The sequence below is a fragment of the Sphingomonas panni genome, assembly GCF_022664435.1.
Taxonomy (GTDB): Bacteria; Pseudomonadota; Alphaproteobacteria; order Sphingomonadales; family Sphingomonadaceae; genus Sphingomonas; species Sphingomonas panni.
Genome location: NZ_JAKREU010000007.1, coordinates 225,120 through 250,649 on the forward strand (window position 1 = coordinate 225,120; position 25,530 = coordinate 250,649).

The following is a 25,530-nucleotide window of genomic DNA, read 5'->3' on the forward strand; positions in this document are numbered from 1 at the left end:
TCCCCGCTTCCGGTTGTAGCAAAATAGAAATATGGCGCGTCCATTGGCGCCGGGACGGTGAATGCCACCGCCTGAACCAGCGTACTCGAGTCGCGCCACGAAACTGCGATTCAAAGGGGACTTATGAACACCAAGCTTTACGCCGGCGTGGCCTTCGCCGCGCTCCTCCTGCCTGCCTCGGCCTTCGCGCAGTCGACCGGTTCGACCGATTTCGAATCGGAAGAAATCGTCGTCACCGGCTCGAGCGTCCAGAACGGCGTCGACGGCATCAAGATTCCCGACAGCCCCAAGGCGCGCGTCGTGCTGGATCAGGAATTCATCGCGAAGCAGGCTCCGGGCAACACCGTCCTCGACGCGCTGAACATCGTGCCGGGCGTGAACTTCACCCAGAGCGATCCGTTCGGTTCGGCCGGCGGCAACATCCGCATCCGTGGCTTCGACAACAACCGCGTCTCGCTGACCTTCGACGGTTTCCCGCTGAACGATTCGGGCAACTATGCAATCTATTCGAACCAGCAGCTCGACCCGGAGCTGATCGACGAGATCAACGTCAACCTCGGCGCGACCGACGTCGACAGCCCGACCGCGTCGGCGGCGGGCGGCACGATCAACTATCGCACGCTGATCCCGTCGGAAACGCTGTCGGCGACGCTGGTCGCATCGTACGGCGATTATGATTTCCACCGCGTGTTCGGCCTGATCGAAACCGGCAACCTGACCTCGTTCGGCACCCGCGCCTTCCTGTCGGCGTCGAAGGCATCGAACGACAAGTTCCGTGGTCCGGGCGGCATCCGCAAGCAGCAGTTCAACGCCGGCATCTACCAGCCGCTCGGCGACAATGGCGACTTCATCCGCATCTCGGGCCACTACAACGAGAACCGGAACAACTTCTACCGCTCGGTCTCGGTGGGCGACATGCGCACGCTGTTCGGCACCGGCGTCATCCCGGCGAACGCCAATGCATCGCCGTCGAACCCGATCCGCATCGACCTGACCGACAGCCAGTTCGAAACCGTCAACAATTTCGAGAATGACGAGTTCTGCTCGACGCCGACCCCGGTCAACGGCACGGCGCAGGCGGCGAACAACTGCTCCAACTATTACGGCATCCGCGTCAACCCGTCGAACACCGGCAACGTCCGCGCCAATTCGCGTTTCTCGCTGACCGACCAGCTGACGCTGACGCTGGACGGTTCGTACCAGTACACGCTGGCCCATGGCGGCGGCACTTCCACGCTGGCCGAGAACTCGGCCCGCGCCAAGGGCAGCCTGACGACCTCGCCGGGTGTCGATTTCAACGGTGACGGCGACTTCCGCGACACGGTTCGCTTCTTCTCGCCGAACATCACCAACACCAACCGCTACACCGGCATCGCGTCGCTGCGCTACGACATCACCGAAGACCAGCGCGTCCGCGTCGCCTACACCTACGACAATGCGAACCACCGTCAGACCGGCGAATGGGGCTATCTCTATTCGAACGGCATGCCCGAGAACATCTTCTCGGGTCGTAACGGCCGTCCGGTGCTGGCCGCCGACGGCTTCGTGATCTCGCAGCGTGACCGCAAGTCGGTGGCCTTGCTGAACCAGATCTCGGGCGAATATATCGGCCGCTTCTTCGACCGGGCGTTCACGCTGCAGGTCGGCCTGCGTGCGCCGTTCTTCAAGCGTAACCTCGAAACCTACTGCCCGATCGAGGCACGCGGCTCGGGCTTCGCCTATTGCACCAGCGAGCCCGTTGCCTCGCTGCGCATCATCGCCCCGAATGCGGTCGTTCCGACCACCGGCGCGACGCCCTATTACGCGCCGTTCGCCACGACCTATAAGTATGATGCGATCCTGCCGAACGCCGGTTTCACGTACAATTTCGTCGATACCAACATCAGCATGTTCGGTAGCTATGCGAAGGGTTTCTCGGCACCGCGTACCGACAACCTGTATCGTGCGCCGTTCATCGGCGTGCAGCCGGAAAAGACCGACTCGTTCGATCTCGGCCTGCGCTACAACAGCCGCATGGTGCAGTCGCAGCTGACCGGCTGGTACATCAAGTACAAGAACCGCATCGTGACCTCGTTCGACTTCGATCAGGGCATCTCGTTCGACCGCAACATCGGCGCGGTGGACAGCTATGGCTTCGACGGCACCGTCACGGTTCGTCCGGTCAACTGGCTGGGCCTGACCGCGATCGCGTCGTACACCCACACCGAACTGCTCTCGAACGTGCAGACCGCCGGCACGGCGATCGCGCAGACCAAGGGCAAGAAGGTGCCGGAAACGCCGGAATGGCAGTTCGGTGGTCGCGCCGAGTTCAACTACGGTCCGCTGAACGTCGGCGTGCAGGGCAAGTATGTCGACGAGCGCTTCGCGACCGACGTCAACGACGTCGTCGTCGGTGCCTATACGCTGGTCGATCTCGACGCGCGCTTCAGCCTCGAACAGTACGGCCTGAAGCGCACCAGCTTCTCGCTCAACGTCCGCAACCTGTTCGACGAGAAGTATTTCGGCAACATCAGCACGCAGGTCGATGCGCTGTCGGGCAACCCGAACTTCTCGGTCGGCTACCCGCGCACCGTCATCGGCTCGGTCAAGTTCGGCTTCTAAGCCACATCACGACCAACCAAACGGCAACCGCCGTCCCGGCAACGGGGCGGCGGTTTTCGTTTGGGGCGCGCTTGCGCTAAGGCGATTTTTGCCAACCCGCCCCCGCCCGGCTATGACGCCCACGGGGGCACAAGACGACTGACGGAGCGCATGACGCCGAAGCCCGCCATTTTCTCGCGCCCCTTCTTCGAACAGAAGAACCGCGCCTTCTGGCTGCTGCAGGCGGCCGGATGGACCGGCTATCTGCTGCTGCGCTCCGTCTCGACCGTGGCCAGCGCCGCGTCGCTGAAGAATGTGCTGGGCAATATCGTCGAGGTGATCGTCGGCTATTGCCTGACGCTGCTGATGAGCGTGCTGTACGGCTATTACCGCTCGCTGCCGCGCGTGCCGGCGATCTTCCTGACGATGTGCACCCTGTCGGCGGCGACCTTCGCCTATTCGCTGATCGACGCCTTCGTCTTCACCTTCATCCGCAACGTGTCGCCCGATGTCAGCCTGTCGCTGGTGCTGGGCACGCTGTTCCTCAACTTCACCGTGCTGACCGGCTGGTCGGCGCTTTATTTCGGCATCAACTTCTACCTGGTGGTCGAACAGCAGGTGGACGAGATGCGGATGCTGGAGATGCAGGCGTCCTCGGCACAGCTCGCCATGCTGCGCTATCAGCTGAACCCGCATTTCCTGTTCAATACGCTCAATTCCATCTCGACCCTCGTCCTGCTGAAACAGACCGAGAAGGCGAATGTGATGCTCAGCCGCCTGTCGTCGTTCCTGCGCTATACGCTGGCCAACGAACCGACCGCGCATGTCACGCTGGAGCAGGAGGTTGAAACCCTGAAGCTCTATCTCGATATCGAAAAGATGCGGTTCGAAGATCGCCTGCGTACCAGCTTCGACATCGACGGCCGTGTCGCGCACGCGCGGCTGCCGTCGCTGCTGCTGCAACCTTTGGTCGAAAACGCGATCAAATATGCCGTGACGCCGCAAGAGGATGGCGCCGATATCGCGATCACCGCTCGACTGGCCGGGGATCGGGTGCAGATCGCCGTGTCCGATACCGGCCCCGGCTTGATCGACGGACCGAAGCGGCCGACGCTTTCCACCGGTGTCGGCATTCAGAATATCCGGGACCGGCTGGCACAGGCGTACGGCCCCGACCATCGTTTCGAAACCCGCGGCGGCAACGACGGCGGGTTCGTGGTCGAGATCGAACTGCCCTACCAGACGCAAGACGTTACCAAAGAGGCTGCATGACCATCCGTACCATCCTTGTCGACGACGAATCGTTGGCGATTCAGGGCCTCGAACTGCGGTTGCAGGCACATGAGGATGTCGAGATCATCGACAAATGCCAGAACGGCCGCGAGGCGATCCGTTCGATCAAGACCCACAAGCCCGACCTCGTCTTCCTCGACATCCAGATGCCGGGCTTCGACGGCTTTTCGGTCGTGCAGGGGCTGATGGAGGTCGAACCGCCGCTGGTGGTGTTCGTGACCGCGTACAGCGACCACGCGATCCGCGCGTTCGAGGCGCAGGCGGTCGATTACCTGATGAAGCCGGTCGAGGAATCGCGCCTCGCCGACACGCTCGACCGCGTGCGCCAGCGCCTGACCGAAAAGCGCGGACAGGCCGAGGTCGAAAAACTGAAGGAAGTGCTGGCCGAGGTCGCGCCCGACACCGCAGCGGAAATGGAAGCGGCGGACGGCACCGCCGACGACGCGGTCGGCGCGAACCGCTTCGAAAAGCTCATCAACATCAAGGATCGCGGCCAGATCTTCCGCGTCGATGTCGACACGATCGAGATGATCGAGGCGGCGGGCGACTATATGGTCATCAACACCGGCGACAATTCGCTGGTGCTGCGCGAAACGATGAAGGATCTCGAAAAGCGGCTAGACCCGCGCCGGTTCCAGCGCGTCCATCGCTCGACCATCGTCAATCTCGACCTGGTCAAGCAAGTGAAGCCGCACACCAACGGCGAATGTTTCCTGATCCTCGAATCGGGTTCGCAGGTGAAGGTCAGCCGCTCGTATCGCGACGTGGTGGCGCGCTTCGTCCACTGATGACCGAATTTACCGTCGCGGCGCTGTACCGCTTCACGGACATCGCCGACCCGCAGGAAACCCGCGACGCCTTGGAAACGGTGCTCGCGGGTGCCGGCATTCGCGGCACGCTGCTGATCGCGACCGAGGGGGTCAACGGCACCATCGCGGGCAGCGCGGCGGGGATCGACACCGCGCTTGCCGCGATCCGCGCCCTGCCTGGCTGCGAAGACCTCGCGCCGAAGTTCAGCCACGCCGCGACGATGCCGTTCCACCGGCTGAAGGTGCGGGTGAAGCGCGAGATCGTGACGATGGGCGTGCCCGGCACCGATCCGAACCGCATCGTCGGCACCTATGTCGCGCCCGCCGACTGGAACGCGCTGATCGCCGACCCGGACACGGTCGTCATCGACACCCGCAATGCCTATGAGGTGAAGGTCGGCACCTTCGCCGGCGCGGTCGATCCGCAGACCGACAGCTTCCGCGACTTCCCCGACTGGTTCCGCGCCAACCGCGACACCTTGCTGGCCGGCAAACGCAAGGTCGCGATGTTCTGCACCGGCGGCATACGCTGCGAAAAATCGACCGCCTTCCTGAAAGGCGAAGGCGTCGAGGCGGTCTATCACCTCGACGGCGGCATCCTGAAATATCTGGAGGAAGTGCCCGAGCAGGCCAGTACGTGGGAGGGCGAATGCTTCGTCTTCGACGAACGCGTCGCCGTCGGCCACGGCCTCGCGCAAGGCACCCACGCCCTGTGCCGCGGCTGCCGAATGCCGGTCAGCCCGCAGGACCGCACCTCGCCGCTGTTCGAGGAAGGCGTCCAATGCCCCGCCTGCGCCGGCACCCGCGACGCGGCGACGCTGGCGGCCAAGGCGGAACGGCACCGGCAGGTAACGCTGGCCGCCAAGCGCGGCGAGCAACATGTCGGCAAGCGGATGGAACGGGACGGCGAATGATCGACCGGGCTTGGCTGCGGGAGCAGTTGACCCCGGACGGTTCGGTGCGGCACATCGTTGTCGATGCCGCAAGCTTAGAGGACTGGCAGCGGCTCTGGCGCGCGCTACGCCGACACGACCCTGCACCGACCTATCTGCGTGCTGGAAGCGAAGCGGCAATGCCGCCCAGCGTCGGTCCGATCTTCACAGACGCACCCGCATTGAGCCGGAGCGTGCTGTTCGATTGGCGCGGCACGGAAGTGGATTGGCGCTTATACGGCTCGAACGAAGCAGACTTCACAATCAATCCGCCCGACACCGATCACGATACCGCGATCATCGGCTTGCTGGGATGGCTGGGCGACCTGCTCCATCGGCCGGTGACGCTGATCCACGAGAATCGGCCGGACTACGCCATCCTGCGCTACGACCCGGCGGACGGGCGCTACACCCATCCGCCATGGCTCTGAGCGGCCCTTACTCCGCCTCGTCGCCCTTCACTTCGTCCGCCGGCGCATCCGCGCCCTTGGCCGGCGTCTGGAAATAGGCCTCGACCGGGCCGGACAGCTTGATCGTCAGCGGCTGGCCCTTGCGGTCGACCTTCTTGCCAAGGCCGACGCGGATCCAGCCTTCGGAGATCGAATATTCCTCGACATCGTTGCGCTCGGCGCCCTTGAAGCGAATGCCGATGCCGCGCTCCAGCACGGGCTGGTTGAAATGCGGGCTGCGCGGATTGATCGAGAGGCGATCGGGGGGCGTATCAGTCATGGGCGCGGCCCATGCCGCAAAATGCCCCCGCCGCCAAGCGGAAAGGGCGGAGGATCGCTCCCCCGCCCCGCCGCATCAGTTACAGACCCGGACGCGCACCGTCTGGTCGTAATAGGGATCGTAGCGCCGCTCGATCCAGCACCGCTGATAATCGTTATAGCGATAGGCGTAATAGCCGTCGTTCGGATAATAGCCGCGCTGACGATAGAAGCGATCGTCGTAATTATAGGCATAGCCCCGGTCGCGATAATAGCGATCGCGATAGCGCCGGTCGTTCGCGCTCGATGCGAGCGCCGCACCGATGGCGAGGCCGGCGATGCCGGCGACGACCGCCGTACCGCCATTGTCGCGCCCGCGGTGCCAGCCACGGTCATAGCCGCGGTCCCAGCCATAGCCGCGGCGCCACTGCGCATCGGCCGGCGCGGCGGCGGTCAGCGCCGTCGCAGCCAGCGACAGCCCCAGGCCCGCCTTGGTCAGCAAGGTCTTCATGCCAATCTCCTCAACATGCGTGGGGGCCATGTCGGCCCCGAACTACCGTCTTGTCACGTCGACGCATCTGCGCCGATGATCGACGCCCTACGCCCGCACGACTGAACGCACGCGGAACCGAGCATTCACCGGCGGTTTATGAAAGGGTTAACCATGGCGAACTGGCTGCTGAAGTCCGAACCCGACAGCTATGGCTGGGACGATCTGGTCCGCGACGGCGGCACCGAATGGGACGGCGTGCGCAACCATGCCGCCGCTGGGCATCTGCGCGCGATGGCGCTCGGCGACCGCGCGCTATTCTACCATTCGGGCAAGGACAAGGCGGCGGTCGGCGTCGCCCGTATCGCCCGCACGGCGCGGCCGGACGGCGACGAAGGCTGGGTGTCGGTCCGCGTCGAACCGGACCATGCCCTGCCCCGTGCGGTGCCGCTCAAGGCGATGAAGGCCGAGGATGCGCTGCAGGAGATGGCGATGCTGCGCCAGTCGCGGCTGTCGGTGTCGCCGGTGACGGACTGGGAATGGGCGGTGCTGATGCAGCTGGCGGGGGAATAGCGCCCCCCTCACACACCCCGTTTGGTTCGAGCAGCTTCGAGCCTGTCGAGAAGCGTCCGTCGAGAACTCCCCGCGTATGGCAACCCGTTCTCGACTATCGCTTCTCGACTACGCTCGAAGCTGCTCGAACCGAACGGAATGGAGAAAAGTCTACGCCCCCTCCACCCGCGCCAGCCGTGGCGACAGCACATGCACCAGCAGCAACGCGACGAAATAGGCCGACCCGGCAACGAAGAACAACGGCGCATAGCTGCCGATGCCGTCCAGCACGTAACCGGCATATTTCGCCATCAGCATCCCGCCGACCGCGCCGACCGTCCCGCCGATGCCGACCACCGACCCCACCGCCGCACGCGGGAACAGGTCGGAGGGCAGCGTATAGAGGTTCGCCGAAAACGCCTGGTGCGCTGCGGTCGCGATCCCGATTACCAGCACCGCGACCCACAAATTGTCGATCGACTGGGCGAACAACACCGGCAGCACCGCGACCGCGCAGACGAACATCGTCGCCTTGCGCGCGAAATTGACGCTCCGCCCGCTGGCGATCAGCCGCGACGACAGCCATCCGCCCGCCACGCTGCCCAGATCGGACAACAGGTAGATCGCGACCAAAGGCGGCCCGAAGCTCAACAGGTCGAGGTCGTACCGGTCGCCCAGATAGCCCGGCAGCCAGAACAGGAAGAACCACCAGATCGGGTCGATGCAGAACTTGCCGAGCGCATAGGCCCAGGTCTCGCGCTTCGTGACTAACTTCGCCCAAGCGATCGGCTGCACCGGATCGGCCGGGTCCTGCTCGATCCACGCGCGCTCGCCCGCCGACAATTTCTTGTGATCGGCAGGCGAGCGATAGAAGGCGAGCCACGCGACCAGCCACACCAGACTGACCACCCCGGTCACGACGAACGCCATGCGCCAGCCATAGGCGACGGTCAGCATCGGCACCGCCAGCGGCGTGATGATCGCGCCGACATTCGCGCCGGCGTTGAACACGCCGATGGCGAAGGCGCGTTCCTTGGCCGGAAACCATTCGGTCACCGCCTTGATCCCGGCGGGGAAGTTGCCCGCCTCGCCCAGCCCCAGGCCGAACCGCGCCATGGCGAACTGCGTCACGCTGTACGCGCCACCATGGGCGATATGCGCGACCTGCCAGATGACGAAGGCGACGGCATAGCCCATGCGCGCGCCGATCACATCGACGATCCGCCCGAACCCGATATAGCCGATCGCATAGGCCATCTGGAAAAAGAAGATGACGTTGGCGAAGTCGGTCTCGCTCCAGCCGAGATCCTTCGACAGGGTCGGTTTCAGCACCCCGATCATCTGCCGGTCGACATAGTTGATGACCGTCGCCATGAACAACAGCGCGACGATCCCCCAGCGATAGCGACCCGCGCGGGCCACCGCGCGTTCGATGCCGTCAACCTGCTCCGTCATTCCACGCCTCCGCTTGCATCCTCTGCGGATCGGCCCGTCTGATGGGGTCGATTCCGCGTTATTGGTTTGGGGCGGGAGATGGCGACCATCCGATCGCCATCATCCCTCACCGCCATTTCGTACCCCGGCGAAGGCCGGGGCCCAGTTGGGGGACGCCTGTGCCTTGCCGGAAGGCCTTCCCAACTGGACCCCGGCCTCCGCCGGGGTACGACCATGTATGCCAAGGCACGCCGCGCCCACCGTCTGTCACAGGATCGCGGGCGCGTGCCGATCAGGCAGCATCGACCTGCGCCCCCGATGCCGCCACGATCCCGCACGCGACGTGCAGCACCCCGAAATCCGCCTCGAACCGCTGGCCCGGCCCGATCTGATGCACGCCGGTCACCGCGCCGGACGAAACCCAGGTGCCGGGCGTCACCGCGACGCCACGTTCGGCGAGGCAGTCGACCAGAAACGCGACCGCGCCGATCGGCCCGTCCAGCATCGTGCGCGCCGTTGCACTGCCGACCACCGCTTCGTCGATCCGCGATTCGACCGGCCAGTCGAGAAACCCCAACTCGCGCCAGCCGGGCACTTCGTCGCCGATCAACAGCCCGAAATTATTGCCATAATCGCTGATCGTCACCAGCGGCCCGTCGGCGTTGATCCCAGCATAGGGCGAACTGGCGATCTCCACGCCGACATGCACCGCATCGACCAGCGCCAACGCCTCGTCCAGCGACAGGCCGGTGCGGCCGGGTTCGGGCGCGCGGCCGATCCGCACGCAATATTCCGCCTCCGCCGCAGCGAAGCCATCGGCGATCACGGCCATGTCCTGCACGTCGCTACCGACGATCTGATCGGAAAAGATCGGTCCGGCCAGCCGGTTGGCACCCAGCACGCCGTCGAGCGGCGCGTTGATCCGTCCGACCTTCCATCCGGCGACCGTGCGCCCGTCGATTGCGATCGCGCGGTCCTGGATCGCATAGGCGTCGGCCAGCGTCGTCGGCGCATCGCCCGGATAGGGCGACAGGCCCGCCGCCTGCCGCCGCGCCGTCACGAACGCCTGTGCGATCCGATCGCGATTACCCATGCCCCAACCTCTCCCATCTATCGGCCATGGCGTAATGGAAACCGGTGTCACAAGCAAGCCGGCCAAATCGTCCGTCCGGGACATTGGCGGATCGCGCGGGCCAAGCTATCCAATATCCATGAAGAAGACCGGCCAACCGACGATCAACGATGTCGCCCGCCTGGCCGGCGTGTCCAAGAAGACGGTCAGCCGGGTCATCAACCAGTCGCCGCTGCTGAACGCGGAGACGCGGGACAAGGTGCAGGCGGTCATCGCCGAACTCGGTTACATTCCCAACCCGCAGGCGCGCGCGCTGGCATTGCGGCGCAACTTCCTGATCGCGCTGATCCACGACAATCCCAATGCGCAGATGGTGTTGCGCGTGCAGCAGGGGTTGCTGGAGGTGTTGCGCGACACCGAATTCGAACTGCTGGTCCATCCGGTCGACCGCGGCGCGCCCGACATGCGCGACGAAATCCGCCGCTTCCTCGAACGGCAACGGCCCTATGGCGTCATGCTGTTGCCGCCGATTTCGGAAAACGACGCACTGGCCGCGCTCTGTGCCCAGATCGGCTGCCGCTATGTCCGAATGGGGTCTGCGGCCTTCGACGGTCCCGGCCACATGGTATCGTCGAACGACCGGGAAGCGGTGCGCGGCGCGATCGATCACCTGTTCGCCGCCGGCCATCGCCGCATCTGCATGATCGCCGGCCCGCACGGCTTCCGCTCGGCCTTCGAACGGCAACAGGGCTATGAAGAGGCGATGGAGGCCGCCGGTCTGGGCGTGCAGCGCACCTGGATCGCGCAGGGCGACTATACCTTCGAATCGGGGATGCGCGCCGCCGAACGGCTGCTCGACCTGTCGCCGCGCCCGACCGCGATCTTTTCGTCCAACGACGAAATGGCGGCGGGCGCGCTGCATATCGCCCGGCAGCGCGGGCTGGACGTGCCGGAACACCTGTCGATCGTCGGGTTCGACGATACCTCGATCGCGTCGCATCTCTGGCCGCCGCTCACCACCGTCCGCTGGCCGATCGCGACCATGGCCCGCGCCGCCGCGCTGAAGCTGATCGGCGAGGACGACGACGAACCCGACGCCGACGCCCCGGCCGAGGAAGAGACGCTGTTCGTCTCCACCCTGATCCGCCGCGCCTCGGTCGCCAAGCCGCAGGGATGACTTGCGGCCGCGGATGACACCGATTACCCTTGCCGGGATAACGACGAAGTTTCCGCCCACACCCGTTCACGCTGAGTAGGGGCTGAGCTTGCCGAAGACCCGTATCGAAGCACCTGCCGCGACGGGCCTTCGATACGCCCTTTCGACTAGCTATACGGCTACTCAGGACAAACGGGGCATTGGCACGGGGAGGATGTGATGACCCTACCGATCGGCCGCCGCAACGTGATCGCCGGTGCCGCCGCGCTGGCGCTGGTCCACCCGGCCCGCGCCACGCCCCGCACCGCCGACCCGGTCGTGACCGCCCCCGCCGGACGCTGGCGCGGAACGACCGAAGCTGGCGTGCAGGTCTTTCGGGGCATCCGCTACGGCATCGACCCCACCCGCCATCGATTCCAACCGGTTACGGCCCCTGCGCCGGTCCGCGACACGCTGGCCGCGACCGCATTCGCCGCCTCCTGTCCGCAACGTGCCAACATCGACAACCAGAACGAGGATTGCCTGTTCCTCAACGTCTGGACCCCCGACGCCCGGCGCGGCGGCAACCGCCCGGTCATGGTGTACTTCCACGGCGGCGCGTACATGAACGGCACGGTGGTCGATCCGCTGGTGTACGGCCACCATCTGGCGGCGGGCGGCGATGCCGTGGTGGTGACGGTCAACCACCGGCTGAACGCGCTCGGCTATCTCTATCTCGCCCGGCTCGACCCGCGCTTTCCCGACAGCGGCAATGTTGGACAACGCGATCAACTGCTCGCGCTACAGTGGATACGCACCAACATCGCGCACTTCGGCGGCGATCCCTCGCGCGTCATGCTGTTCGGCCAGTCGGGCGGCGGGGCGAAGATCGCGACGCTGATGGCCATGCCCGCCGCGCAAGGCCTGTTCCACGCCGCCGCGACGATGAGCGGCCAGCAGGTCACCGCCTCCGGCCCGCTGAACGCCACCCGCCGCGCACAGGCGTTCCTGACCCGGCTGAAGGCCAGCCCGGCCGAGGCCGCGACCCTGCCCGTCGCCCGCCTGATCGACGCGCTGTCGGCCGAGGACCCGATATTGGGCGGCGGGGTCTATATGGGGCCGGTGCTGGACATGCGCTCGCTGCAACGCCACCCCTTCTGGCCCGATGCTCATCCGCTGGGGCGGAACATCCCCTTGATATTGGGCAATACGCGCGAGGAAACCCGCGCTTTCATCGCGCCGCAACCCGACCTGAACTGGGCCAATCTCGCCGAGCGGATGGCACCGCAGCTGCGCGTCGACGCGCACCCCGAATGGGTCGTGGCGCAATATCGCGCGGAGTTCCCGGCGATGACGCCGGCCGACATCCTCTACCGCGCGACCACCGCCGGGCGCAGCTGGCCGGGGCAGGTGATCGAGGCGGAGGCCCGCGCCGCCGCCGGCGTGCCAGCCTGGGTCTATCAGCTCGATTACAGCTCGCCCGTCCGGCCCGGCGGCCGCGCGGCGCATACCGACGACATTCCCCTCGTGTTCGGCACGCTAGATGCCGCCGGATCGATGAGCGGCACCGGCCCCGCCGCCCGCGCGCTGTCGGCGCGGATGATGGCCGCCTTCGGCTCGCTCGCCCGCAACGGTCATCCGGGCCGCGACTGGCCGCGCCACAGCCTGCCCCGCCGCGAAACGATGGTGTTCGACACGACCAGCCGCTTGGTAGACGATCCCCGCCGCTGGGAACGCGAACTCTTCGCCCGCTTCCCCTATATCCAGCCGGGGACGTGAGAGGCAGGGACCGTCCACGCGCGCCTGACCCTAACGTCATCCCAGCGAAGGCTGGGATCTCCCGATGATGGCGCGCAGCAGGAGCCGCGGGAGACCCCAGCCTTCGCTGGGGTGACGTTCTGAGGCGACAGAATCAGCCCGATTAACCCTCACCGCCGTCGCTTGGTCGCCCAGTCCAGCGCCCCGCCGACATGGGCGAGCACCCGCGCGTCGGCCCAGCTCTCCTTGCGATGGCCAAGCCCGGTATAGAATACCCGCCCCTTCCCCACCCGATGCGCCCACGCCAGCGGCTTCGGGTTCACGTCCTTCGCCCCGATCGACTGCGGATCGAAGGTCAGCAGATGATCGAGATCGGTCGACAGATCGCCAAAGCCATACCATTCGTCGGCAATGCGAAAATGGTCGGGCAGGCCATCGGTTGCCGGGTGCCGGTGCGGGGTACGCGTCACATCCGCCTCCGGCGTGCCCGGCGGATGCTGTGCGAACCGCCCGCCGATCATCCGCCCATACCAGGGCCAGTCGTAATGCGAATCGGCGGCGGCATGGATGGCGACGATCCCGCCGCCCCCCTCGACATAGCGCTGCAGCGCGTCCCGGCGCGGGCCGACGAACCATTCGGTCTCGGGCCGTTTGGGATCGGTGGTGGTCGATACCAGCACGATCGCGGCATAGGCCAGCGGCTGGTCGAACACAGCCGGATCGTCGCTGGCGACCGGCTCCATGCCACGCTCGCGCACGATCCTAGTCAGCGCGACCACCGCGGTCGGGATCGAATCATGCACGAACCCGGTCGCACGGTGGAACAGCAGCACGCGCGGCGCGGCCATGCCCGGCACCGCCAACAGCAACGCCAGCAGCGTGGCGACCAGCCGCGCGATCATTGCCGCATCGCCCGGTCCCGCGCCGACAGCGATTCCTGGATCGGCCCCTTCTGCCCCGGGTAGCGTCCCGATTTCGGTTCCATCGTCACCAGATCCCACTCCCCCTCGACGAACGGTGCCGTGGTCGGCACCGGATGGGGATATTCGCTGACCTGGCGTTCGTCGTCGATGATCTTTCCGCGCCCCTCGGCGACGAAGAACAGCACGCGGATATCGTCGGCATCGCGGTCCCATGGCCGCGCACCGGCATTCGCCAGCACATGCGTCTCGACATCCTGCGCCGGCAGCACGGGCAGCCCGGTCGGCCAGACCGGCGGGGTCTTCGCCTCGATCAGCTTCGCCCGCGTGAACCCATAACGTCCGAACATCGGCAGCGGATTGCCATGCTTGTCGACCGCGACGTTATCGCGCCCGTGATAGCGCAGGTCGCCATCGCCGCCGAGCATCAGGAACGGCAGGTTCGCATCGGTCGACGGCCCGGCGCGCATGACGTTGCCGACCGCCGACAGCTTGCCCTCCTGATATTCGTGCCCGGCCCATTCCAGCGCCATCAGGTTGTAATGCACCGCGCGCGTGCCGGGATCGTAGATCAGGTTGTTGACCACCGCCGCCTGCACCCCGCCTTTCAGCAGCGGGCTGCGCTCGACATTATGGGCATAGATGTTGCGCCAGATCAGCACGTTGGTGGCGTTGTCGTGGATCAGCGACCCCTTGCTATGCTCGCCCTTGGGATGGCTCGCGTCCGCCAGCCCCTCCGACAGCAGATTGTAGCTGAAGGTGATGTCGTGGCTGGTTCCGCGCCGCCAGTCGTCGGGCGTCGTGCCGGCGAAGCGCGGGCCGGAGGCGGAGAGATTTTCGTCCAGCGCCCAGCTCATCGTGCAATGGTCGACGATGACGTTGTGCGCCGACACGGTGTTCATCGCATCGACCTCCCATCCCGACCGCTTGGGCTGTCCGTCGAGGCCGGGCCGCACGCGCAGGTGCCGGACGATCACGTCATGCGCGCGAATGTCGATCCCGCCGCGGATCAGCGTGATGCCCGGCGACGGCGCGGTCTGTCCGGCGATCGTCAGATAGGGTTCGGTGATGGTCAGCGTCGAGCGGCCCAGATCGATGACCCCGCCGACCTCGAACACGATGATGCGCGGGCCTTTCGTTTCCAGCGCTTCCTTGAACGATCCGGGGCCGTCGGCGGCCAGTGTCGTGACGCGCAGGATGCGCCCGCCGCGCCCGCCGGGCGTCACCGCCGCCCAGCCCTGCGCCCCCGGAAACGCGCTAACCCCCGAAGAGGCCGCGACATTTTGCGCGGACGCGACCGGCGCGGTCATTGCGAACGGCAGCAGGCCACACAGGGCCAGGGCGATCCGTCGGTTCATATCGATTTCCTCTCCGAGCGCTTCTTGACAGCTTCGTCGTGACGGCACAATGTCGCGTTGACACCGGTTTCTCAAGCCGAAAACGGCAAAACCGGATTCCTGCGGTGGCTCATCCCATTGCGGGGAGGATCGACGGAGGTACGGGCCGAACCGGGACCCGTGCCGCCGACAGGCTGGATGGCCGGCGGGGTGACGAAATGCCCCCGGTGTCATCGCGCAGGGAGAGGGATTGCCATGAAACTTCGCACCGACCGCCATATCGTCCGCGCGCTGCTCGCCGCGACGTCGCTGATCGCCGTTGCCGGCGCTGCCCACGCACAGGATGCACCCGCCCCCGCCGATCCGGTGCAGACCGCCGAGGATGCCGAGGGCGAGATCGTCGTCACCGGCTTTCGCGCGTCGCTGAACGCCGCGTTGAACGTGAAGCGTACCTCGGTCGGCGCGGTCGATGCGATCGTGGCGGAGGATATCGCGAAGTTCCCCGACCAGAATCTCGCCGAATCGTTGCAGCGCATTCCCGGCATCGCGATTCAGCGCGACGGCGGCGAGGGCCGCGCGATCACCGTCCGGGGCCTCGGCGCGCAATTCACCCGCGTCCGCGTCAACGGGCTGGAAACGGTCACCACGTCGAGCGACGGTGCCTCGGCCAATCGCGACCGCTCGTTCGATTTCAACGTGTTCGCCTCCGAACTGTTCAGCTCGATCGTGGTCCACAAGACCGCCTCGGCCGATCTGGACGAAGGGTCGCTGGGCGCGGTCGTCGACCTGAACACCGGCAATCCGCTGGCCGGCAAGACCGGCGTGACCGTCGCCGCCTCCGCGGTCGCCAATTACAACGACCTGTCGAAGACGGTCGGCCCGCGCTTTGCCGGGCTGATCGGGTGGAAGTCGCCCGATGGCACCTTGGGCGCGTCGGTGTCGGTCGCGTACCAAGACACGGTCACCAAGGAGATCGGCAACAACACCGTCCGCTGGGCACAGGCGCGCTTCGATTCGGTCGACGGCACGCGCTGCTGGACCGCGCCGAACCGCGGCGGCACCTATGTGTCGAGCGCGGCGTGCGACAAGGCGGCGCTGTCGTTCCACCCGCGCATCCCGCGCTATGGCGAAGTGACCCACAGCCGCGAGCGCCTGGGCATTACCGGCAGCGTGCAATGGTCGCCGACCGATGCGACCAAGGTGTCGATCGACGGCCTCTATTCGCGCTTCCGTGCCGACCGGCGGGAGAAATGGGGTGAAGTCCTGCTGCGCTCGAACGAGCGGCAGATCGACGTGCTGAACCCGACCTATGATTCGAACAACAACATGGTGTCGGCGACGCTGAACGACGCATGGGTCCGCACCGAGCATTTCTTCCGCCAGTCGCAGACCGAATTCTACCAGATCGGCGGCACCTGGGATCAGGACGTCACCGACACGTTCCGCTTCACCCTACTCGGCGGCTATTCCAAGTCCGACGCCAGCGTGCCGGTCGAAACGACCCTGGTGTTCGACGACCGCGATGCGCAGGGCTATCGCTACGATTACAGCGACAAGAATTCACCGCTGCTCGCCTTCGGCACCAGCGTCACCGATCCGGCCAATTTCCAGCTGGCCGAAATCCGCGACCGTCCATCGGACGTCGTCAACCAGTTCAAGACCGCGCAGCTGCGGACCGAATGGGACGTGGCCGAGGGATTCCAGGTCCATGTAGGCGGCATGTGGCGGCGCTATGATTACGACATCACCGCCTTCACCCGCGACACGGCGGTATGCGGCAATGGCGGGCGCGATCTCGTGCTGGGCACTATCACCTGTTCGGCCAGCACCGCGTTCGGCCCGAGTGCCGTCTACGGCTTCCAGGCGACGCCGCAGCTGTCGGAGCTGTTCACGCTGAAGGGCGCGAAGGCCCCGTCGGGCACCACCACCCAGTGGCTGGTCCCGAACCTCGACGCCGCGACGCAGTTCACCGGGCTGTACAACCGCCCGCTCGCGCTCGACGTCGGCAATAATCGCGGCGTGGTGGAGGAGACGAAGGGCGGCTATCTCCAATTCGATGCAAAGGGCACGGTCCTCGGCCTCGAATATGCCGCCAATGCCGGCATCCGCTATGTCCGCACCGACCAGTCGTCCTATGGCATCAACAGCGGCGTCAACGTAACGGTGAAGCGCGATTACGAGGACTGGCTCCCCTCGATGAACGTTGCGCTCTACCCGACCAGCAACATCATTCTGCGCGGCGCGATCGCCAAGGTCATTACCCGCCCGTCGCTGGGCAATTTGACGCCCGGCGGATCGGCCGACGGCTTCAACTTCCGCGTGACCAGCGGCAATCCGTTCCTCGAACCGTTCCGCGCGACCAATTACGACCTCGCAGCCGAATGGTATTTCGCGCCGCAATCGGCCTTCTCGGTCGCGCTGTTCCGCAAGGATATCGCCAGCTTCCCGGTGGCGGTCACGCGCAGCGGCACCTTCACCGAAACCGGCCTGTCGCCGTCGGTGCTCGTGCCGTCGTCACCGGCAGCGGTGAACCCGGCGTTGCAGGGACAGGACATCTGGACCATCGCCACCACGACCAACGGCAAGGGCGCGACGCTCGACGGGATCGAGATCGCGTTGCAGGCACCGTTCCGCTTCCTGCCCGGCGTACTGCGCAATTTCGGCGGCATCGTGAACGCGACCTTCGTCCGCTCGGAAGCAGATTATACGCAGCAAGCGCCCGCGACGGTGCCCGGCGGTGCGCTGCCGACCGTGACCCGCACCGAAACGCTGTACAATGTGTCGAAGCGGCAGTTCAACGCGACGCTCTATTACGAGGATGCGAAGTTCAGCGCGCGGACCTCGGTCGCCTATCGCGGGCCGTATGTCGATGGCGGGTCGGGCACCGGCAATATCTTCGAAGGCTATGATTCGATCGCCAACGTCGATGCGTCGATCCGTTACAAGCTGACCGACTTCCTCGAATTGTCGCTGGAGGGGACGAACCTGACCGACGCCTATCGCCGCCGGATCGTCGACGTCGATGCCCGCCGCAATTACGAGAACAACCATTTCGGTCGCACGCTGCTGGTCGGTGCGCGGGTCAAGATGTGAGCGACTTCTCGCGGCGCGGAGTCATGGCGGGCGCGGCGCTGGGCGGCGCGCTCTCCGCGCTGCCCGCCACGGGACTGGCGGCTCCGGTCGCCGCCCCCACGCCCCGGCGCGGCTATGATAACCAGCGGATCGCCGATCTGGGCGACGGGCGCTTTCTCAATCCGCTGATGGCCGGCGACCATCCCGATCCGACGATCCTGAAGGATGGTCGCGATTATTACATGACCTTCTCCACCTTCGATTCCTATCCGGGGCTGGTCATCTGGCATTCGCGCGATCTGGTGAACTGGACCCCGCGCACGGCGGCGCTCAGGACCAATATCGGGTCGGTCTGGGCGCCCGAGCTGACGAAGCATAAAGGGCGCTACTATCTCTACGTGCCCACCAAGAACCCGACGACCAGCTGGGTGATCTGGGCCGATCACATCGATGGCCCATGGTCCGAACCGATCGACCTGAAGCTGCATGATCATATCGATCCGGGCCATGTGGTGGGGGAGGACGGGTCGCGCTGGCTGTTCCTGTCGGGCGGCGACCACATTCGCCTGTCCGACGACGGCCTGTCGACGATGGGGCAGGTCGAGCATGTCTACGACCCGTGGCGCTATCCCGACAGCTGGGACGTCGAAGGGTTCAGCCCGGAAGGACCGAAGGTCACGCGGCGCGGCGACTGGTTCTACCTCGTCACGGCGGTGGGCGGCACGGCGGGGCCGCCCACCGGCCATATGGTGATCGCCGCCCGCTCGCGGTCGATCCATGGGCCGTGGGAGCATCATCCCGGCAACCCGATCGTCCGCACGACCTCGCGCGACGAAAAATGGTGGTCGCGCGGCCATGCGACGTTGGTCGAGGGGCCGGACGGCAGCTGGTGGTCGGTCTACCACGGCTATGAAAACGGCTATTGGACGCTGGGGCGACAGGCGTTGCTCGATCCGGTCGAATGGACTCCCGATGGCTGGTTCCGCATGGCCGGCGGCGACCTGTCCCGCCCGCTGCCCAAGCCGCGCGGCGGACAGGCGGTGCGCCACGGCCAGCCGCTGTCCGATGATTTTACGACGCTGGCGCTCGGCACCAAATGGAACTTCTTCCGCCCCACGCCGGAGGATCGCGCGCGGGCAAGGGTGCAGGATGGCGTGCTGCTGCTCGATGCGCGGGGCAAGGCACCGTCGGACGGCGCGCCGCTGCTGCTGATCGCGGGCGACACAAGCTATCGCTTCGAATGCGATATCGAGATCGCCTCCGGTGGCACCGCCGGGCTGATCCTGTTCTACGACGACAGGCTCTATTGCGGCCTCGGCTTCGACGAACAGCGTTTCGTCACCCACCAATATGGCATCGAACGCGGGCGGCCCGCGAACCCACTTGGCCGCCGGATGCGGATGCGCGTCACCAACGACCGTCATATCGTGTCCTTCCACACCAGCGGCGACGGCGGCACGACGTGGCAGCGGTTCGACCGGGGGATGGAGGTGTCGGGCTATCACCACAATGTCCGCGGCGGCTTCCTGATGCTGCGGCCGGGGCTGTATTCGGCGGGTGCCGGCACCGCCCGCTTCCGCGACTTCCGGTTCACGGCGCTGTAGGGAAGAGGAGGCGCAAAAAAAGCGTCACCCCAGCGAAGGCTGGGGTCTCAACCGGCTCTTGTCCCGTGCTATCACCGGGAGATCCCAGCCTTCGCTGGGATGACGGTCGTGGCGAAATTCCCTCACCGCCCCCGTACGCATTACCGAACCGGCTTGCCCCCCGTCCGATAACCGGCCACCACCGCCCTCGAAGGGAATGGCGATGCACGACGACGGCACGCGACACGGCATTTCGCGGCGGTCGATGGGGATCGCGGCCTTTTCGACGGTCGTCGAATGGTACGACTTCACCCTCTACCTCTATCTCGCCACGCTGTTGTCGCGGGTATTCTATGGCGGGGGCGCGGCGTCGCTGGCGGTGACGCTGGGCGGGTTCGCGGTGTCCTATCTGATGCGGCCGCTGGGTGCGCTGGCGTTCGGGCAGGTCGGCGACCGGTTCGGGCGGCGGCGGATGATGCTGCTGTCGATGGCATTGATGACCTTCGCCATGCTCGGCATCGCGCTGCTGCCGACGCGCGCCGCGATCGGGCCGGCGGCGGGGTGGCTGTTGCTGGCGCTTCGCTGCGTCATGGCCTTCTCGGTCGGGGGCGAATATACCGGGGTCGTCGCCTATCTCTACGAAGGGGCGCGCCCGAACCGGCGCGGGCTGGTCACCTCCTCGGCCTCGGCCGCCAGCGAAGTCGGCGGATTGCTGGCGGTCGGCATCTCGGCGGCGGTCGTCTCGGCGCTGCCCACCGCACAGCTGGAGGCGTGGGGCTGGCGCATCCCCTTCTTCCTCGGTGCCGCACTGGCGGCGACCATCGGCATCGCGCGATCGACGTTGCAGGAATCGCCCGAGTTCGAGCGACAGCAACGCGACGGGTCGGTGCCCGCGAACCCGATCGGCCATGCGCTGACCCACCACCGCGCCGCCATCGCGCGGGGCTTCGCGATTTCGGCGCTGGGGTCGATCACCTATTATGTCGGCATCGTCTATGTCCCCTCGTTCCTGACCAGTACCGGTGCGATGGGCGAAGGCGCGGCGCTGTGGCTGGCGACCGCCGCCGCCGTGATGGTGATCGCGGTGACGCCGCTGGTCGGGCTGCTGTCCGATCATGTCGGGCGCAAGCCGGTGCTGATCGCCATCTGCATCGCCGCCGCGATCCTGCCGATGACGATGTTCGCGTGGATGGCGGGCGCGGGATCGTCCGCGCTGATCGGCGCGCTGGTGCTGGCGGCATTGGGCGGGGCGATGAGCGCGGTCGGCGCGGTCGCGACTGCCGAGCAACTGCCGGGTGAGGGCCGGCTCAGCGGGCTGGCGCTGGGCGCGACGGCGGCCACCGCGATCTTCGGCGGGCTGACCCCGCTCGTCTCGCACTGGCTGCTCGAATGGACCGGATGGGTGATGGTGCCGGGCGCGATGATCGCGGTCGTCGCGCTGGCGGTCGCCCCGGCGCTGCTCACCCTGCGCGAAGCCCCGCGCTGAAGCCCGATCCGCGATTTGGATTTGACGCGGTTCGCGGAACATGGCTTGCCCGTCGCCATGACCGAACCGCACCCCCATACAAGGACGCTCGGCCGGCTGGTCGGCTATCGCCTGCGCCGCGCCTCCGCCGTCTTTGCCAGCGATTTCGCCGTGACGCTGGAGGGCACCGGCATCCGCCAGATCCCGATGGGCATCCTGGCGGTCGTCGCCGACAATCCGGGGATCAACCAGGGCACGGTCGGCCGCCTGCTGGGCATCAAGCGCGCCAATATGGTGCCGCTGATCAACGAGTTGATCGAGGCCGGGTTGATCGTCCGCGAAACCGACCCGACCGATCGCCGTGCCTTCACCCTCGCTTTGTCGGACGCCGGCACGCAGCTGCTCGCCGAATGCGTCGCCCGGATCGAGGCGCATGAGGAACGATTGCTGTCGGACTTCACCGCCGCCGAAAAGGCGACTTTGCTCGACCTGCTGGAACGGATCGAACAGCGGGCGGTGACGACGGACTGACCCTTCAGTCCTCCGGCGCGATCGCCACGCGCAGCCCGTCGAACACCGCGATCTGGCACGACAGGCGCGACCGTTCGGTGCGCGTGGGCGATCCGTCGAGCAGGTCGTCCTCGTCCATCGACATCGGCGGCAACCGGGTCAGGTCGCCGGCATCGACATAGACGTGACAGGTCGCGCACGAACAGCATCCGCCGCAGATCGCCGGCAGTTCGTCGATCCCGCCATCGCGGATCGCCTCCATCACCGACAGGCCGACCTGCGCGTCGATGGCGCGCACCGATCCGTCGCGCGTGGTTACCGTCAGCATCGGCATCACAACAACTCCTTGAGCGGCACGGTGGCATCCGCCAGCCGGTCGCGCGGCGGCGATGCGCCCTGCTCGACCAGCTTGCGCCCCTGCACATAGTCGCGCGTTACATTGACGCAGTCGAGCGCGATCACCTGCCCCCGCTTCAGATAGACGATCGAAAAGGCGCGCGCGGCCATGTCGCCACGGATCACCGCATCGTCATGGCCGATCGACAGCCCGACCGTCTGCAACCGCAGATCATATTGGTTCGACCAGAACCAGGGTAGCGCGCCATGCGGGGCCGCGTCGCCGGTCGCGATCAGCGTCGCAACGGTCGTCGCCTGATCGTTGGCGTTCTGCACGCTTTCGACGCGAAGAACCGCATCCTCGGCAAAGCGGTTCGCCTGCGCCGCGCAGTCGCCGATGGCGTAGATATCGGGCAGCGTGGTGCGACACCAAGCATCGACCTCCACCCCATTGCCGCCCGCCGCGCCCGCCGCCAGCAGCGGTTCGACCGCCGGCACGATGCCGATGCCGACGATCACCATCCCGCACGCGACCGCGCCGCCATCGGCGGTCCGCACCGACAGCCCACCGGCATCGCCCCGCTCGACGCACTCGACCGTCACCCCGGTACGCAGGTCGACGCCCGCCGCGCGATGCTCCGCTTCGTAGAAGGCCGACAGCGGCGCCCCGGCGACCCGCGCCAATACCCGGTCCTGCGCCTCCAGCAGCGTCACCTGCTTGCCGAACTTGGTCAGCACCGCCGCCGCTTCCAGCCCGATATAGCCGCCGCCGATGATGCAGACCCGCGTCACGGCGTCCAGTTCGGCCATGATCGCATCGACATCGGCGCGGGTGCGGACGCCATGGATACCGGGCAGGTCGTGCCCGCCGCACGTCAGCCGGCGGGGGCTGCCCCCGGTCGCCCAGATCATCTGGCCATAGCCGAATGCCGCGCCGCCATCGGTTTCGACCCGGTGCGCCGCGGCATCGATCCGCACGACCCGCTGCCCCAGCAGCAGCTCGACCGACCGTTCCATCCAGAAGCTTTCGGGACGGATCAGGATGCGATCGAACGCCTTGTCCCCGGCCAGATACTCCTTCGACAAAGGCGGCCGTTCATAGGGCGGATCGGCTTCGTCGCCCAGGATCGCGATGCTGCCGGCAAACCCCTTTTGCCGCAGCGCGATCGCCGCCTGCGCCCCGCCATGGCCACCGCCGACGATCAGCACGTCGAACCGACGCTCGCTCATTCGGCTTCGACCTGTTCGCGCGCGATCGCCCGCTCGATCATCAGCCGCGACCGTACGCCGCCGGCATCGATGTTCAGCTTCAGCAGCTTGCGGTCGGGAAATTGCGTCAGGTTGCGCTGCTGCTGTTCGAGCATGTCGAGATCCTCCGAGAAGATCTTCCCCTGCCCTTCGCGGATCGTTTCGGTCAACGCCGCGTCATCGACCGCGAACTGCCGCGCCATGCCCCAGAAATACCAGTGCGACGTCTCCGTCTCCGGCGTGATGAAGTCGACGACGATGCTCGCCGCCTTCCTGTCCGCCGGCGCGTCGTACCCGCCCTCGCCCTGCAACGCGACGCCGACCTCGATCATCACATGGCTCGGCAGGCTGAAGCGGCACTTCTGCCACCGGTCGACGACGGCATCTTCGGGCAATCCCGCCCCCCGCAGTGCCATCTGCCAGAAGGGCGGCGCGGTCACCCCGTCCATCGTCCGGCTGGTGACGACTTCGTCCGGTGTGACCTCGGTCTTGACCGGCGCCTCGTCGATCTCCTTCTGCCCGATGCTGCTCGCATGGACATAGGTTTCGTGGGTCAGGTCCATCAGGTTGTCGATCATCAGCCGGTAATCGCACGCGATATGGAACAGCCCCCCGCCATAGGCCCACTCGGTGCTTTCCGCCCAGGGGAGCGGATGCAGCTTGTCCGCCGACGCCTGTTCGGGATCGCCCGGCCACACCCAGACGAAGCCATAGCGTTCGATCACCGGGAAATTCCGCGCCGCGGGAAACTTGCCGACCTGCTGCCCCGGCATATTGTCCGGTCGCCCTTTGCAGTTCAGCGCCAGCCCGTGATAGCCGCACACGATCGTGTCGCCGCGCACGAAGCCCAGCGACAGCGGCGCGCCGCGATGCGGGCAGAAATCCTCCAGCGCGACCACGCCGCCGCTCTCGGGTCGGAAGAACACCATGCGCCGCCCGGTGATCTGGCGCGCCAGCGGCTTGTCCGTGACTTCGGCGGCGGTCGCCGCGACATACCATGCGTTGACCGGCCAGGTGGCGCGCGGGGTCTCGGCGGCTTTGCTACGCGGTTTCGGCGGGGCGATGAGCGTGTCGGTGGTCATGTCCTGCTCCTGTCCGGCCGTTCGCGACGGCTCTCGATCCATGACGCGATCGTATCAGTCGGACATGCCATAAGCATCGCACATCATGCTTATACCCGGTATAAGCCTTGGATATGCAGCTGCTCGACCTCAACCTGCTTCGTGTTCTCGACGCACTGTTTTCGCACGGCAGCGTATCGGCGGCGGCCCGGTCGCTCGGCCTGACCCAGCCGGGGGTCAGCATCGCGCTGCGCCGTCTGCGCGAACATTTCGGCGACGAGCTGTTCGTGCGACAGGGCGGCGCGATGGTACCGACCGCCTTGGCCGGATCATTGCGCGAACCGGTGCTGCGAACGCTGGCGACGATCCAGTCCGAAATCCTGCCCGCCGGGCGGTTCGACCCCGCCCGTTCCGACCGCAGCTTCACCATCAGCCTGTCGGATCTGGGCGACCTGGTGTTCCTGCCCGATCTGATGGCGCGACTGCGGGAGCGGGCACCGGGGGTGACGGTACGGTCGGTCGCGGCCGATCCCGCCCGGCTGATCGACGGCATGGCGCAGGGCACGATCGACCTCGCCATCGGCCACCTGACCGAAGCCAGTTCCGCCAGCCTGTTCGAACAGACCCTGTTCGTGCAGCATTTCGTCTGTCTGGTGCGCGGCAGTCATCCGACGATCGGCGACACGCTGTCGCTCGACCAGTTCCTCGCCGCCGACCATATCGTCGTGGCGCAGGAGGGGCGCAGCCAGGAACGGTTCGAACGGCACGTCCGCGAACTGGGCCTGGAGCGCCGCATCGCGCTGCATTCGCCGCATTTCATGAGCGTGCCGCTGCTGGTCGCCGGGTCCGACATGATGACGGTGGTGCCGCAGGCGGTGGGCCGCATCTATGCGCGGCTGCTGGGGCTGAAGTTCCTGCCGCTGCCCTTCGCCGTGCCCGGCGTCGAGCTGCGCCAATTCTGGCACCGGCGCTCGCACACCGACCCGGCGGTGTCGTGGCTGCGCAAGCTGGTCGCCGAATGCTTCATCGGCCGCGATCCAACGCAGGCACCGGACTCGGTCTTTTGGGCCGATTACAACTAGGACCGATCGATAGTCGGGGACGATCGGGGATTCTCGTCATTCCCGCGCAGGCGGGAATCCATAACCGCTAACGTTTCGGCTGGATGGGCGACGCTGGCGCATATGGACTCCCGCCTATGCGGGAGTGACGATAGGGAATCTGGCAATCGTCTTG

22 protein-coding genes are annotated in these 25,530 nt (G+C 66.4%); 13 read left to right on the forward strand and 9 right to left on the reverse strand.

Annotation, left to right across the window (positions count from 1 at the left end; all coding sequences use genetic code 11):
* Positions 1-123: 123 nt before the first annotated feature.
* From MF609_RS14735 to MF609_RS14755, 5 genes are all read left to right on the forward strand, one after another.
* Positions 124-2,601: a TonB-dependent receptor gene (locus MF609_RS14735; RefSeq protein WP_242417042.1), complete on the forward strand. Its 2,478-nt coding sequence runs from the start codon at positions 124-126 to the stop codon at positions 2,599-2,601.
* Between the two features lie 150 nt (positions 2,602-2,751).
* Positions 2,752-3,852 carry a sensor histidine kinase gene (locus MF609_RS14740; RefSeq protein ID WP_242417043.1) on the forward strand — a complete coding sequence of 367 codons (1,101 nt, stop codon included), beginning with the start codon at positions 2,752-2,754 and terminating at the stop codon, positions 3,850-3,852.
* The gene (locus MF609_RS14745) at positions 3,849-4,661 is read left to right on the forward strand and encodes a LytR/AlgR family response regulator transcription factor (RefSeq protein ID WP_242417044.1); all 813 of its coding nucleotides are present in this window, start codon (positions 3,849-3,851) and stop codon (positions 4,659-4,661) included. The genes MF609_RS14740 and MF609_RS14745 overlap by 4 nt, the downstream gene beginning before the upstream one ends.
* Positions 4,661-5,596 carry an oxygen-dependent tRNA uridine(34) hydroxylase TrhO gene (trhO, locus tag MF609_RS14750; protein ID WP_242417045.1) on the forward strand — a complete coding sequence of 312 codons (936 nt, stop codon included), beginning with the start codon at positions 4,661-4,663 and terminating at the stop codon, positions 5,594-5,596. The genes MF609_RS14745 and trhO overlap by 1 nt, the downstream gene beginning before the upstream one ends.
* The gene (locus MF609_RS14755; protein ID WP_242417046.1) at positions 5,593-6,045 is read left to right on the forward strand and encodes a hypothetical protein; all 453 of its coding nucleotides are present in this window, start codon (positions 5,593-5,595) and stop codon (positions 6,043-6,045) included. Before trhO ends, MF609_RS14755 begins: the two co-directional genes overlap by 4 nt.
* Positions 6,046-6,052: 7 nt before the next feature.
* Here MF609_RS14755 and MF609_RS14760 read toward each other — a convergent pair whose 3' ends face one another.
* Both MF609_RS14760 and MF609_RS14765 read right to left on the reverse strand, forming a co-directional pair.
* Positions 6,053-6,343, reverse strand: a complete 291-nt coding sequence (locus tag MF609_RS14760) for a DUF3297 family protein (protein WP_242417047.1) — start codon at positions 6,341-6,343, stop codon at positions 6,053-6,055.
* A 75-nt stretch (positions 6,344-6,418) separates the two neighbouring features.
* Positions 6,419-6,832 carry a hypothetical protein gene (locus MF609_RS14765; protein WP_242417048.1) on the reverse strand — a complete coding sequence of 138 codons (414 nt, stop codon included), beginning with the start codon at positions 6,830-6,832 and terminating at the stop codon, positions 6,419-6,421.
* A 153-nt stretch (positions 6,833-6,985) separates the two neighbouring features.
* Between MF609_RS14765 and MF609_RS14770 the strand changes: the two genes are divergently transcribed.
* Entirely contained in the window at positions 6,986-7,384 is a 399-nt protein-coding gene (locus MF609_RS14770) for an EVE domain-containing protein (protein WP_242417049.1), read from the forward strand.
* Between the two features lie 150 nt (positions 7,385-7,534).
* Here the strand turns inward: MF609_RS14770 and MF609_RS14775 are convergent, their stop codons facing one another.
* Positions 7,535-8,818, reverse strand: coding sequence for an MFS transporter (locus MF609_RS14775; RefSeq protein WP_242417050.1), 1,284 nt, complete (start codon positions 8,816-8,818; stop codon positions 7,535-7,537).
* Positions 8,819-9,089: 271 nt separating this feature from the next.
* Positions 9,090-9,890, reverse strand: a complete 801-nt coding sequence (locus tag MF609_RS14780) for a 2-keto-4-pentenoate hydratase (protein WP_242417051.1) — start codon at positions 9,888-9,890, stop codon at positions 9,090-9,092.
* Between the two features lie 118 nt (positions 9,891-10,008).
* On the opposite strand from MF609_RS14780, the gene MF609_RS14785 reads away from it, so the two are divergent.
* On the forward strand, positions 10,009-11,046 hold the full coding sequence (locus MF609_RS14785) for a LacI family DNA-binding transcriptional regulator (RefSeq protein WP_242417052.1): 1,038 nt from the start codon (positions 10,009-10,011) through the stop codon (positions 11,044-11,046).
* A gap of 198 nt (positions 11,047-11,244) precedes the next feature.
* Positions 11,245-12,783 (forward strand): carboxylesterase/lipase family protein, encoded by a 1,539-nt coding sequence (locus MF609_RS14790; protein ID WP_242417053.1) that lies wholly within the window; start codon positions 11,245-11,247, stop codon positions 12,781-12,783.
* 149 nt (positions 12,784-12,932) lie between these two features.
* Here the strand turns inward: MF609_RS14790 and MF609_RS14795 are convergent, their stop codons facing one another.
* Together MF609_RS14795 and MF609_RS14800 are read right to left on the reverse strand one after the other, a co-directional pair.
* Positions 12,933-13,664 (reverse strand): ThuA domain-containing protein, encoded by a 732-nt coding sequence (locus MF609_RS14795; RefSeq protein WP_242417054.1) that lies wholly within the window; start codon positions 13,662-13,664, stop codon positions 12,933-12,935.
* Positions 13,661-15,040, reverse strand: coding sequence for a pectate lyase family protein (locus MF609_RS14800; RefSeq protein ID WP_242417055.1), 1,380 nt, complete (start codon positions 15,038-15,040; stop codon positions 13,661-13,663). The genes MF609_RS14795 and MF609_RS14800 overlap by 4 nt, the downstream gene beginning before the upstream one ends.
* Before the next feature lie 234 nt (positions 15,041-15,274).
* Here MF609_RS14800 and MF609_RS14805 point away from each other — a divergent pair, with 234 nt between their 5' ends.
* The 4 genes from MF609_RS14805 to MF609_RS14820 all read left to right on the forward strand — a co-directional run bounded on the left by MF609_RS14805 (position 15,275) and on the right by MF609_RS14820 (position 21,670).
* Entirely contained in the window at positions 15,275-18,112 is a 2,838-nt protein-coding gene (locus MF609_RS14805; protein ID WP_242417056.1) for a TonB-dependent receptor, read from the forward strand.
* Between the two features lie 23 nt (positions 18,113-18,135).
* Positions 18,136-19,695 (forward strand): family 43 glycosylhydrolase, encoded by a 1,560-nt coding sequence (locus MF609_RS14810; protein WP_242417092.1) that lies wholly within the window; start codon positions 18,136-18,138, stop codon positions 19,693-19,695.
* Between the two features lie 202 nt (positions 19,696-19,897).
* Positions 19,898-21,160: an MFS transporter gene (locus MF609_RS14815; RefSeq protein WP_419723102.1), complete on the forward strand. Its 1,263-nt coding sequence runs from the start codon at positions 19,898-19,900 to the stop codon at positions 21,158-21,160.
* A 57-nt stretch (positions 21,161-21,217) separates the two neighbouring features.
* The gene (locus MF609_RS14820; RefSeq protein WP_242417058.1) at positions 21,218-21,670 is read left to right on the forward strand and encodes a MarR family winged helix-turn-helix transcriptional regulator; all 453 of its coding nucleotides are present in this window, start codon (positions 21,218-21,220) and stop codon (positions 21,668-21,670) included.
* A gap of 4 nt (positions 21,671-21,674) precedes the next feature.
* Here the strand turns inward: MF609_RS14820 and MF609_RS14825 are convergent, their stop codons facing one another.
* The 3 genes from MF609_RS14825 to MF609_RS14835 are packed head-to-tail and all read right to left on the reverse strand — an operon-like array spanning position 21,675 to position 24,315.
* On the reverse strand, positions 21,675-21,983 hold the full coding sequence (locus tag MF609_RS14825; RefSeq protein WP_242417059.1) for a 2Fe-2S iron-sulfur cluster-binding protein: 309 nt from the start codon (positions 21,981-21,983) through the stop codon (positions 21,675-21,677).
* Positions 21,983-23,215 carry an NAD(P)/FAD-dependent oxidoreductase gene (locus MF609_RS14830; protein WP_242417060.1) on the reverse strand — a complete coding sequence of 411 codons (1,233 nt, stop codon included), beginning with the start codon at positions 23,213-23,215 and terminating at the stop codon, positions 21,983-21,985. The genes MF609_RS14825 and MF609_RS14830 overlap by 1 nt, the downstream gene beginning before the upstream one ends.
* Positions 23,212-24,315 (reverse strand): aromatic ring-hydroxylating oxygenase subunit alpha, encoded by a 1,104-nt coding sequence (locus MF609_RS14835; RefSeq protein WP_242417061.1) that lies wholly within the window; start codon positions 24,313-24,315, stop codon positions 23,212-23,214. Before MF609_RS14835 ends, MF609_RS14830 begins: the two co-directional genes overlap by 4 nt.
* A gap of 113 nt (positions 24,316-24,428) precedes the next feature.
* On the opposite strand from MF609_RS14835, the gene MF609_RS14840 reads away from it, so the two are divergent.
* On the forward strand, positions 24,429-25,376 hold the full coding sequence (locus MF609_RS14840) for a LysR family transcriptional regulator (RefSeq protein WP_242417062.1): 948 nt from the start codon (positions 24,429-24,431) through the stop codon (positions 25,374-25,376).
* Positions 25,377-25,530 lie beyond the last annotated feature (154 nt).

What these genes read in the sequence shown, in the direction of transcription:
- MF609_RS14805 (WP_242417056.1), top strand. Translation starts at nt 15,275, where the DNA reads ATGAAACTTCGCACCGACCGCCATATCGTCCGCGCGCTGCTCGCCGCG.
- MF609_RS14775 (WP_242417050.1), bottom strand. Translation starts at nt 8,818, where the DNA reads ATGACGGAGCAGGTTGACGGCATCGAACGCGCGGTGGCCCGCGCGGGT.
- MF609_RS14820 (WP_242417058.1), top strand. Translation starts at nt 21,218, where the DNA reads ATGACCGAACCGCACCCCCATACAAGGACGCTCGGCCGGCTGGTCGGC.
- MF609_RS14835 (WP_242417061.1), bottom strand. Translation starts at nt 24,315, where the DNA reads ATGACCACCGACACGCTCATCGCCCCGCCGAAACCGCGTAGCAAAGCC.
- MF609_RS14785 (WP_242417052.1), top strand. Translation starts at nt 10,009, where the DNA reads ATGAAGAAGACCGGCCAACCGACGATCAACGATGTCGCCCGCCTGGCC.
- MF609_RS14825 (WP_242417059.1), bottom strand. Translation starts at nt 21,983, where the DNA reads ATGCCGATGCTGACGGTAACCACGCGCGACGGATCGGTGCGCGCCATC.
- MF609_RS14790 (WP_242417053.1), top strand. Translation starts at nt 11,245, where the DNA reads ATGACCCTACCGATCGGCCGCCGCAACGTGATCGCCGGTGCCGCCGCG.
- MF609_RS14770 (WP_242417049.1), top strand. Translation starts at nt 6,986, where the DNA reads ATGGCGAACTGGCTGCTGAAGTCCGAACCCGACAGCTATGGCTGGGAC.
- MF609_RS14760 (WP_242417047.1), bottom strand. Translation starts at nt 6,343, where the DNA reads ATGACTGATACGCCCCCCGATCGCCTCTCGATCAATCCGCGCAGCCCG.
- MF609_RS14810 (WP_242417092.1), top strand. Translation starts at nt 18,136, where the DNA reads ATGGCGGGCGCGGCGCTGGGCGGCGCGCTCTCCGCGCTGCCCGCCACG.
- MF609_RS14780 (WP_242417051.1), bottom strand. Translation starts at nt 9,890, where the DNA reads ATGGGTAATCGCGATCGGATCGCACAGGCGTTCGTGACGGCGCGGCGG.
- MF609_RS14740 (WP_242417043.1), top strand. Translation starts at nt 2,752, where the DNA reads ATGACGCCGAAGCCCGCCATTTTCTCGCGCCCCTTCTTCGAACAGAAG.
- MF609_RS14735 (WP_242417042.1), top strand. Translation starts at nt 124, where the DNA reads ATGAACACCAAGCTTTACGCCGGCGTGGCCTTCGCCGCGCTCCTCCTG.
- MF609_RS14755 (WP_242417046.1), top strand. Translation starts at nt 5,593, where the DNA reads ATGATCGACCGGGCTTGGCTGCGGGAGCAGTTGACCCCGGACGGTTCG.
- MF609_RS14745 (WP_242417044.1), top strand. Translation starts at nt 3,849, where the DNA reads ATGACCATCCGTACCATCCTTGTCGACGACGAATCGTTGGCGATTCAG.
- trhO (WP_242417045.1), top strand. Translation starts at nt 4,661, where the DNA reads ATGACCGAATTTACCGTCGCGGCGCTGTACCGCTTCACGGACATCGCC.
- MF609_RS14830 (WP_242417060.1), bottom strand. Translation starts at nt 23,215, where the DNA reads ATGAGCGAGCGTCGGTTCGACGTGCTGATCGTCGGCGGTGGCCATGGC.
- MF609_RS14800 (WP_242417055.1), bottom strand. Translation starts at nt 15,040, where the DNA reads ATGAACCGACGGATCGCCCTGGCCCTGTGTGGCCTGCTGCCGTTCGCA.
- MF609_RS14765 (WP_242417048.1), bottom strand. Translation starts at nt 6,832, where the DNA reads ATGAAGACCTTGCTGACCAAGGCGGGCCTGGGGCTGTCGCTGGCTGCG.
- MF609_RS14795 (WP_242417054.1), bottom strand. Translation starts at nt 13,664, where the DNA reads ATGATCGCGCGGCTGGTCGCCACGCTGCTGGCGTTGCTGTTGGCGGTG.
- MF609_RS14815 (WP_419723102.1), top strand. Translation starts at nt 19,898, where the DNA reads ATGCACGACGACGGCACGCGACACGGCATTTCGCGGCGGTCGATGGGG.
- MF609_RS14840 (WP_242417062.1), top strand. Translation starts at nt 24,429, where the DNA reads ATGCAGCTGCTCGACCTCAACCTGCTTCGTGTTCTCGACGCACTGTTT.